Raw genomic sequence first — 8,777 nt, forward strand, 5'->3', positions numbered from 1 at the left:
CAACCGTTGGCCCGCCATCTGAAGTCCGCAGGAGGCCACCATGAACGGCACCGCGCACGACAGTTCCCGCTCCGTCATCGTCGTCGGCTCCGGCCCCACCGGGCTGCTCCTCGCCGGCGACCTGGCCGCCGCGGGCGTCCCCGTCACCCTCGTGGAGAAGCGGCCGCACAAGATCAGCAACCTCTCCCGCGCCTTCGTCGTCCACGCCCGCACCCTGGAGCAGCTCGACGCCCGCGGCGTCGCCGACGACATCGAGGCCAAGGGCCGCCCGCTCGACCGGCTGCGCCTGTTCGGCAGCCTCTCCATCGAGCTGACCGGCCTGCCCACCCGCTTCGACCACCTCCTCGTCATCCCGCAGTACGAGGTCGAGCAGGTCCTGGAGCGCCGCGCCGTCGACGCCGGCGTCACCTTCTCCTACGAGACCGAGGTGACGGGCCTGACGCAGGACGCCGACGGGGTCACCCTCCGGGTCCGCCGGGCCGACGGGAGCACCGACCTGCTGCGCGCCGCGTACGTCGTCGGCGCCGACGGCATGCGCAGCTCCGTGCGCGAGGCCGTCGGCCTGCCCTTCCCCGGCAAGTCCGTCATCCGCTCCGTCGTCCTCGCCGACGTACGGCTCGCCGAGGAGCCGGAGAACCTGCTGACCGTCAGCGCCGTCGGCGACGCCTTCGCCTTCATCGCCCCCTTCGGCGACGGCTACTACCGCGTCATCGGCTGGAACCGCTCGCGCAACGTGCCCGACTCCGAGCCCCTCGACCTCGACGAGATCAAGGAGATCGCCCGGCTCGCCCTCGGCCGCGACTACGGCATGCACGACGCCCGCTGGATGTCCCGCTTCCACAGCGACGAACGCCAGGCGCCCGCCTACCGGGTCGGCCGCGTCCTGCTCGCCGGCGACGCCGCGCACGTCCACACCCCGGCCGGCGGCCAGGGCATGAACACCGGTCTCCAGGACGCCGCGAACCTCGGCTGGAAGCTCGCCGCCGTCGTCGAGGGCCGGGCCGGCGACGCCCTCCTCGACACGTACCAGACCGAGCGGCACGCGGTCGGCAAGGCCGTGCTGCGCAGCAGCGGCGGCATCGTGCGCATGGCGATGGCCAAGCACCCCTGGACGCTCGCCGCCCGCGCCGCCCTCACCGGTTTCCTCGGCCGGGTCCGTCCCGCCCGTGACAAGGTCATCGGCCAGGTCACCGGCCTCGGCTTCCGCTACCCGGCCCCCAAGGGCGCCCACCGCCTCACCGGCACCCGCGTCCCCGACGTCCTCCTCGGCGACGGCGGCCGCCTCTACGAGGCCTTGCGCGCGGGCGAGTTCGTGCTGATCCTGCCCCGAGGGACCATGTACGAGGGTGCCCGCGTCCGGATCGCGCACTGGGCGAGCGAGCGGCGCACCGCGCTCCTGGTGCGGCCCGACGGATATGTGGCGTGGGCGGGCGAGGTCGCGGAGAAGGCCCCGGGGAACGTCTCGGAGAACAGGGGAGTTTTCTCCACCGATTTCCCCGCGGAGTTCGCCACATACTCGTTGCGGTGACGGCAGCGCGCCGTCCGGACGAGCAAGGGGAGTTGGGGGACATGAAGCGGACCAGGGCGCTGCGGCGCGCGTACCACCTGTGGTGGCTGTCCGTCGTGGCCATGCACTGGACGACGATGGTGGGCCTCGCCGTGTGGACCCCGGTCCCCGGCCTGCTGCCGTGGGCGTCCCGCGGCATGCGCCGCCTCGTCGACCGGGAGCGGGCGCTCGCCGAGCGCTGGTCCGGGATCACGGTCGGCTCCGCGCCCGCCCCGAAGACCGGGGAGCGCGAGCGGCACGGCGTCGTGGCCCGCTACCGCTGGCTCATCGAGGACCCGCAGCGGCTGCGCGAATGGCGCTGGGTCGCCCTGTACTCCTTCGTCGGCGGACTCGTTGTCGCGGTCCCCGTCGGGCTCGTCGGCTACGGCCTGTGGGGCGTCTTCCTCGCCTGCTTCGGCTGGTACCTGGCCACGGACGCCGGCTGGGACGGCCTCTGGTACACCGCGATCCACGTCACGGACGTCCCGACCGGCATCATGGCGGGCCTGCTCGGCCTGGCCCTCGCCAAGACCGGACTGTGGCTCGCCCCGTCCATGGTCGACCGGCACGCCCGCTTCGTGCGCACCGCGCTCGCCCCCAGCGAGCAGGAGGTGATGGCCGCGCGGATCGCCCACCTCGCCGCGACCCGCTCCGACGCCGTCGACACCTCCGCCGCCGAACTGCGCCGCATCGAGCGCGACCTGCACGACGGGGCGCAGGCCCGGCTCGTCGCGATGGGCATGACCCTCGACGCGGCCGAACACCGCCTGGACAAGGACCCCGAGGCGTTCCGCGCCCTCCTCGCCGAGGCCCGCGCCTCCTCCTCGGCCGCCCTCCAGGAACTGCGCGACCTCGTCCGCGGCATCCACCCGCCGGTCCTCGCCGACCGCGGACTCGCCGACGCCGTACGGTCCCTGGCCCTGCTCAGCCCGCTCGACGCCGAGGTCACGGTCGACCTGCCGGCCCGCCCCGAGCCGCCCGTCGAGTCCGCCGTCTACTTCGCGATCGCCGAGACGGTCACCAACGCGGCCAAGCACGCGGAGGCCGAGCGGCTCTGGATCGACCTCGCCCACGACCCCGAGCGCGGCGCCCTGCGCGTCAGCGTCACCGACGACGGGCACGGCGGCGCCGACCCGGCCCGCGGCAGCGGCCTCGCCGGCATCGAGCGCCGGCTCGCCACCTTCGACGGCGTCCTCGCCGTCCACAGTCCGGCCGGCGGACCGACGCAGATCTCGATGGAGGTGCCGTGCGCGTTGTCGTCGCCGAAGACCACTTCCTGCTGAGGGACGGACTCGTCCGCCTCCTCGGCGCCTTCGGCCACGAGGTCGTCGCCGCCGTGGACAACGGGACCGCGCTCCTGGAGTCCCTCCTCGCCGAGCGCCCCGACGTCGCGATCGTCGACGTACGCCTGCCGCCCGACTTCGCCGACGAGGGCCTGCGCGCGGCCCTCGCCGCCCGACGCGAGGTCCCCGCGCTCCCCGTACTGCTGCTCTCGCAGTACGTGGAGCCGCTGTACGCACGGGAGTTGCTCGCCGACGGTGCGGGCGCGGTCGGCTACGTCCTCAAGGACCGGGTCACCGACGGCGCGGAGTTCCTGCGCACCATCGAGCAGGTCGCGGCGGGCGGCACGGTCATGGACCCCGAGGTCGTCTCCAAGCTGCTGGCCCGCAAGATCCGCGACCAGCGCCTCGGCTCCCTGACCGCCCGCGAGCGCGAGGTCCTCGGCCTCCTGGCGCAGGGCCGCTCGAACGCGGGAGTCGCCGAGTCGCTGGTCGTCACGGAGAAGGCGATCGCGAAGCACATCGGCAACATCTTCACGAAGCTGGGCCTGTACCCGGGGGAGAGCGACAACCGCCGCGTCCTGGCGGTCCTGGCCTACCTGGAAGCCTGACCGTTCGCCTCCACTGAAAGATTACTGCGGAAACATTCGCTGGACGTGACAGGTGTGCACTGCGACGGTGGAACGCGAGAACGGGAATCCACCCGCCGCCCACTCCCGAACGGACGCCGCCCCACTTGTCACTCCTGGACCGCCCCCGCGCCGCCACCCCCGCCGCACGCCCCGCCGAGGCCGCCTCCCGCGCTCTCGGCGCGGGCCTGGCCCTCGCCCTCCTCGCCACGGTCGTCTGGTCCGGCAGCTTCGTCACGGCCCGCGCCCTGCACGACAGCGTGCCCCCGGTCCAGCAGGCGTTCTGGCGCTGGATCATCGCGACGGCGGCGGTCGCCCCCTTCGGCGCGCGGGCGCTCTGGCGTCAACGGGCCCTGATCCGCCGTCACTTGGGCTACGTCACCCTGGCCGCCCTCCTCGGCGTCACCGTCTACAACACGCTCGTCAACCAGGCGGGCCTGACGACCTCCGCCGGCAACATGGGCATGATCATGGCCGCCTCGCCGGTCCTGATGGCCCTGTACGAACGGCTCGGCGGCGCCCGCCTCGGTGCCCGCCGCGTCACCGGAACGCTCCTCGCCTGCGCGGGAGTCGTCCTCCTCGTCAGCAAGGGCTCCCTCTCCCCGGACCTCGCCCCGGGCGACCTGTGGGTCGTGGCCGCGGCGCTCGCCTTCGGCTCCTACAGTGCCCTGCTGCGCCGCCGCCCCGCCGAACTCGGCGGCGTCACCTTCCTGTTCGCCACCTTCGCCCTCGGCACCCTGATGCTCCTCCCCGCCTACCTGACGAGCCTCGCCCTCCAGGGCGGCTTCACCCCGAGCACCACCACGGTCGCCCCCCTCTTCTACGTGGGTGTCGTCTCCTCGGCGCTCGCCTTCTTCGCCTGGAACAAGGCGATCGCCCACATCGGCCCCGCCCGCGCCGGAGCGGTCTACTACCTCCAGCCGGTGTGCGTGGCCCTGCTCTCGTACGCGGTGCTCGGCGAAGCGATGACCTGGGCGCGGCTGGGCTGCATGGCCCTGATCCTCACCGGAGTCGTCCTGGCCTCCCTGACTCGGTCGGCGCCGGCCCGGGTGGCGTCCTCGGCAGAATGACGGACATGAGCGGTGACTTCGAGCTGTCCATGGACGAACTGCGGGCCGTGGCCCGGTACGCCACCGAGGCGGCGCGGCAGGTGCTCCCCGTGTTCGAGCGCGCGGTGCCCGGGGACCCCCGCCCGCGGGCCGCGATCGACGCGGCACGGGAGTTCGTGGGCGGGGCGGCACGGAGGCGGCTCCAGCGGGTCGCCTCGATGGACGCGCACCGCGCCGCGAAGGACGCCGGGAGCGAGGCCGCGCGTCTGGCCGCGCAGGCCGCGGGGGACGCCGCGTCCGCCGCCTACCTGCATCCGATCGCCAAGGCGCACCAGGTCGGGCACATCCTGCGGGCGGCGGCCAACGCGGCGCGGATCGCGGAGATCGAGGCCGGCGAGGACGCCGCGGCCGGGGCCGCCGCCCTCGAAGCCGCCCGGGCGCGCGCCACACCCGTACTGATCGACGTGCTGCGCCGCTATCCCCGCGCGCCCGAAGGCCGCGGTCGCCCGGCGCGGCTCATGTCCGCGCTGGACGCGTCGCTGCGGGACTGACCTGCTCCGGGCCCGGCGCGTTCGAGCGCATCGAGTCCAGGCGGCGGGCGCACAGCCTCCGTTGGACCACGCAGACGGCCGCCGTCGCCGCCCCCAGCACCAGCCAGCCCGCCGGGCCCGCCGCCATGACCCCGGAGGTCAGGACCGGCGGCCCGACCGAGCGCTCCACGGACGGGGAGACGCCGGCCGCGCCCAGATACGCGGCGCGGTCGTCGGCCGGGGCGAGGGAGACCGCCAGCTCCCAGGAGCTGACCGAGCGCATCAGCTCGGCCAGGGTGATCAGCACGGTGCAGCCGAGCAGGGCGAGGGAGGCGAACCAGGCGCCGCCCGCGCCGGACGCCGCGAGGAGCCCGCACCCGAGCACCGTCAGCAGACCGTACCGGGACAGCGCGCGCAGGGCGCCGTACGGACCGTCGAAGCGGGCCGTCACGCGGAGCTGGAGGAGGACGACCATCGCCGTGTTGATCACCAGGAACGCCGGGATCAGGAGGTGCGGCGCGTCCGTGCGGTGGACCAGCCACAGCGGCAGGCCGACCCCGAGGATCGCGTCGTCCACGTTCAGCGGGATGTCGAGGAGCACGAAGGTGAGGTAGCCGCGGTCGCGCCACGGGCCCGCGGCGGACGGTGAACTCCGGCCCGCCGAGGCCGGTTCGGGGCGGCGCGGCGGGCGCGGCGCGGTCCGGGCGGTGAGGGCCGCCGCCGCGAGGAACGACAGCGCGTTCGCGAGGATCAGCACGCGGTACGCGGTGTCCGTGCCGACCGCGAGCCCGATCGCCGCGACCCCCGCCCCGATTCCGTACGCCGCGTTGGCCACGCTCCGCGACAGCGCCTGGTACATGGCGCGCCGGTCCCCGGTGGCCTCCGCCGCGAAGACCATCTCCAGCGTCTTCGCGGCCCGGTCCCCGACGCAGATCAGCGCCACCGTGGGCAGCAGCGCCCAGAAGCCGTCCAGGACGAGCAGCGCGCACACCGCCGCGAGCCGCAGCAGATGGCACCAGATCAGCAGCGTCCGCACGGGGACGTGCCCGGCGAGCCGGCCCGCGAGCGGGGAGCCCGCGATCCCGGCGACCCCGGCCGCGCCGAGCAGCAGACCGAGCCGTCCGCCGTCGAGCCCGCTGACGAACGTGAAGTAGAGGACGGAGGACGCCGCCCACACCCCCGTGCCCGCCCGGTCCAGGAACTGGCCCAGCAGCATCGTCCGCGCGTCCCGGCCCCCCGGAGGCCGCCGCAACTGCGCGACCAGCCCCGCGCCCCGCCCGTTCTCGATCTCGCTCCCCATGCCGAAGAGTCTCGGTATCGAGAATCTTGATGTCAAGCTTTTTAGAATGACGCGGGCAGTCCGTCCCGTACGTTTAAGCCATGAGCGAGGAAGAGCTGCGGGCGGCACTGCGCCGCGAACGGTGGGACATCAAGAAGCTGGTGATCCTGCGCACCCTGCAGGAGCGCGGCACGGTCACCGCCACCGCCCAGGCCCTCCTCATGACCCCCTCCGCCGTCTCCCAGCAGCTCACCAACCTCGCCAAACAGCTCGGCGTCCCGCTCCTGGAGGCCCAGGGCCGCCGCGTCCGGCTCACCGACGCCGCCCGCCTCGTCCTGCGCCACGCCGAGGCCGTCTTCGCCCAGTTGGAGCGCGCCGACGCCGAGCTCGCGCAGTACGTGCACGGCGACGCGGGCGTCGTCCGGGTCGCCGCGTTCTCCACCGCTGTCCCCGCCCTCGTCGTCCCCGCCGTACGGGCGCTGCGCGCCGCGCACCCCGGGATCACCGTCCGGGTCCGCGAGGCCGAGGCGGCGCAGGCCTACGAGCTGCTCTCGTCCGGCGACGTCGACCTCGCCCTCTCCCTCGCCGCGCACGCGCCGACCGCCCGCGACCCCAAGTTCACGCGGGTGCCGCTGCTCGCCGACCCGCTCGACGTCGCCCTGCCCGTAGGCCACCCGCTGGCCCACGAACCGGGCCTGCGGCTCGCCGACCTCGCCGGCGAACCCTGGATCTTCGGCGGCTCCGGCCCCTGGTCCGAGATCACCACCGCCGCCTGCGAGGCCGCCGGTTTCGTGCCCGAGCAGGCCCACAGCGCCGCCGGCTGGACCGCGATCCTCGCCATGGTCGAGGCCGGGATGGGCGTCGCCCTCGTGCCCCGGATGGCGGCCGCCCGCCGCGACGGCGTCGTGATGTGCCCGCTCGGCGCCGACCGCCCCGTACGCCATGTAGTGGCCGCCGTGCGCAAGGGGGCCGAGGAATGGGCTACGGTGCGGCGAGTCCTCGGCGCGCTCACCGTCCAGCGCACCGGACCCACCCCCTCCGACTGAACACTCGGGCACGGATCGTTCAGGCAGACCGAATCTTTCAGGTGAGCTGAAAAGCGACCTCGGAAACTTTCGATGGACCTATGTGGTGCCGCGCCGGACAGTGGACGTATGACGACTCACTCCGAGGCCAACGCCACCGACGACCCGCACGCCAACGACGCCAACCCCTACGGCGGCGGCGACCCGTACGCCGACTACCGCACCTTCGGCGACGTCGACGCGTTCGCCGACCTCGTCGACCTGGCGGACCGCCGCCTCGGCGCGGGCGTCATCGCCGCGAACGACGAGTTCTTCGCCATGCGCGAGAACCTCCTCATCCGCGAGCGCGCCGTCTTCGACCCCGAGCACTTCGGGCACAAGGGCAAGGTCATGGACGGCTGGGAGACCCGCCGTCGCCGCGGCACCGCCGAGCAGCCGTTCCCGGCCCCCGAGGACCACGACTGGGCGATCGTGCGGCTCGGCGCGCCCGGCATCATCCGCGGCATCGTCGTCGACACCGCCCACTTCCGCGGCAACTACCCGCAGAAGGTCAGCATCCAGGCCACGTCGGTGCCCGGCGCCCCCGGCCCCGACGAGCTCCTCGCCGACGACGTGAAGTGGGAGGAGATCGTCCCGAAGAGCCAGCTCAAGGGCCACGCGGCGAACGCCTTCACCGTCACCTCCGAGCGCCGCTGGACCCACATCCGCGTCTGCCAGCACCCCGACGGCGGCATCGCCCGCCTCCGCGTGCACGGCGAGGTCCTCCCGGACCCCGAGTGGCTCGACGCGCTCGGCACCTTCGACCTCGCGGCCGTGCTCAACGGCGGTGCCTACGAGGACGCGTCCGACAAGTTCTACTCGTCGCCGACGCAGATCATCCTGCCGGGCACCTCGCAGAAGATGGACGACGGCTGGGAGAACCGCCGCCGCCGCGTCGTCGGCACGAACGACTGGGTACGCTTCCGGCTCGCCGCGCAGGGTGCCGTCCGCGCCATCGAGATCGACACCGCGTACCTCAAGGGCAACTCGGCCGGCTGGATCGCGGTCAGCGGCCGCGACGGTGAGACCGGCGAGTGGTTCGAGATCATCCCGCGCACCAAGCTGCAGCCCGACACGCTGCACCGCTTCCCGCTCGCCGCGCAGGCTGTCGCCACGCACATCCGTCTGGACGCGTTCCCCGACGGGGGCGTCGCCCGTATGCGGGTCCACGGCGCTCTGACCGAGTCGGGTCGGGCCGCGCTCGAGGACCGCTTCCGTCAGGCCTGATTTTTTGGTGGGCCGGTGACCTGGCCGGGCGGCGCTTCGGGGGGAGCGTCTGCCCGGCCCTCGCCGTTCCCGGGTGCGGGTTGAGTGTGGCTGGTCGCGCAGTTCCCCGCGCCCCTGAGATGCACACCCTTCGGGTGGCATCTCCCCGATAGAGGCGAGCGGCGAAGCCGCTC

General features: G+C 73.8%; 8 protein-coding genes. 7 read left to right on the forward strand and 1 reads right to left on the reverse strand.

Going from position 1 to position 8,777, the window contains the following annotated elements:
- The first annotated feature begins 40 nt into the window (after positions 1-40).
- From ACIBTU_RS11430 to ACIBTU_RS11450, 5 genes are all read left to right on the forward strand, one after another.
- Positions 41-1,528: an FAD-dependent monooxygenase gene (locus tag ACIBTU_RS11430; RefSeq protein WP_399125774.1), complete on the forward strand. Its 1,488-nt coding sequence runs from the start codon at positions 41-43 to the stop codon at positions 1,526-1,528.
- 41 nt (positions 1,529-1,569) lie between these two features.
- Entirely contained in the window at positions 1,570-2,829 is a 1,260-nt protein-coding gene (locus ACIBTU_RS11435) for a histidine kinase (protein WP_399125775.1), read from the forward strand.
- The gene (locus ACIBTU_RS11440; protein ID WP_399125776.1) at positions 2,793-3,437 is read left to right on the forward strand and encodes a response regulator; all 645 of its coding nucleotides are present in this window, start codon (positions 2,793-2,795) and stop codon (positions 3,435-3,437) included. Before ACIBTU_RS11435 ends, ACIBTU_RS11440 begins: the two co-directional genes overlap by 37 nt.
- A 125-nt stretch (positions 3,438-3,562) precedes the next feature.
- Complete coding sequence (locus ACIBTU_RS11445) at positions 3,563-4,525, forward strand: DMT family transporter (RefSeq protein ID WP_399125777.1); 963 nt, start codon at positions 3,563-3,565, stop codon at positions 4,523-4,525.
- A gap of 5 nt (positions 4,526-4,530) precedes the next feature.
- Entirely contained in the window at positions 4,531-5,055 is a 525-nt protein-coding gene (locus ACIBTU_RS11450) for a putative immunity protein (RefSeq protein ID WP_399125778.1), read from the forward strand.
- On the opposite strand, the gene ACIBTU_RS11455 is transcribed toward ACIBTU_RS11450, so the two are convergent.
- Positions 5,021-6,334 (reverse strand): MFS transporter, encoded by a 1,314-nt coding sequence (locus ACIBTU_RS11455; protein WP_399125779.1) that lies wholly within the window; start codon positions 6,332-6,334, stop codon positions 5,021-5,023. The genes ACIBTU_RS11450 and ACIBTU_RS11455 overlap by 35 nt on opposite strands.
- An 80-nt stretch (positions 6,335-6,414) precedes the next feature.
- Here ACIBTU_RS11455 and ACIBTU_RS11460 point away from each other — a divergent pair, with 80 nt between their 5' ends.
- Positions 6,415-7,359 carry a LysR family transcriptional regulator gene (locus ACIBTU_RS11460; RefSeq protein ID WP_188338918.1) on the forward strand — a complete coding sequence of 315 codons (945 nt, stop codon included), beginning with the start codon at positions 6,415-6,417 and terminating at the stop codon, positions 7,357-7,359.
- A gap of 108 nt (positions 7,360-7,467) precedes the next feature.
- Entirely contained in the window at positions 7,468-8,604 is a 1,137-nt protein-coding gene (gene alc, locus ACIBTU_RS11465) for an allantoicase (protein ID WP_399125780.1), read from the forward strand.
- The last annotated feature ends 173 nt before the right edge of the window (positions 8,605-8,777 follow it).

The organism is Streptomyces sp. NPDC050145 (genome assembly GCF_044460245.1).
In the GTDB taxonomy this organism is placed as follows: Bacteria; Actinomycetota; Actinomycetes; order Streptomycetales; family Streptomycetaceae; genus Streptomyces.

Excerpts from the sequence above, each read along its gene's own strand:
- ACIBTU_RS11435 (WP_399125775.1), top strand. The coding sequence starts at position 1,570 with ATGAAGCGGACCAGGGCGCTGCGGCGCGCGTACCACCTGTGGTGGCTG.
- ACIBTU_RS11455 (WP_399125779.1), bottom strand. The coding sequence starts at position 6,334 with ATGGGGAGCGAGATCGAGAACGGGCGGGGCGCGGGGCTGGTCGCGCAG.
- alc (WP_399125780.1), top strand. The coding sequence starts at position 7,468 with ATGACGACTCACTCCGAGGCCAACGCCACCGACGACCCGCACGCCAAC.
- ACIBTU_RS11450 (WP_399125778.1), top strand. The coding sequence starts at position 4,531 with ATGAGCGGTGACTTCGAGCTGTCCATGGACGAACTGCGGGCCGTGGCC.
- ACIBTU_RS11430 (WP_399125774.1), top strand. The coding sequence starts at position 41 with ATGAACGGCACCGCGCACGACAGTTCCCGCTCCGTCATCGTCGTCGGC.
- ACIBTU_RS11460 (WP_188338918.1), top strand. The coding sequence starts at position 6,415 with ATGAGCGAGGAAGAGCTGCGGGCGGCACTGCGCCGCGAACGGTGGGAC.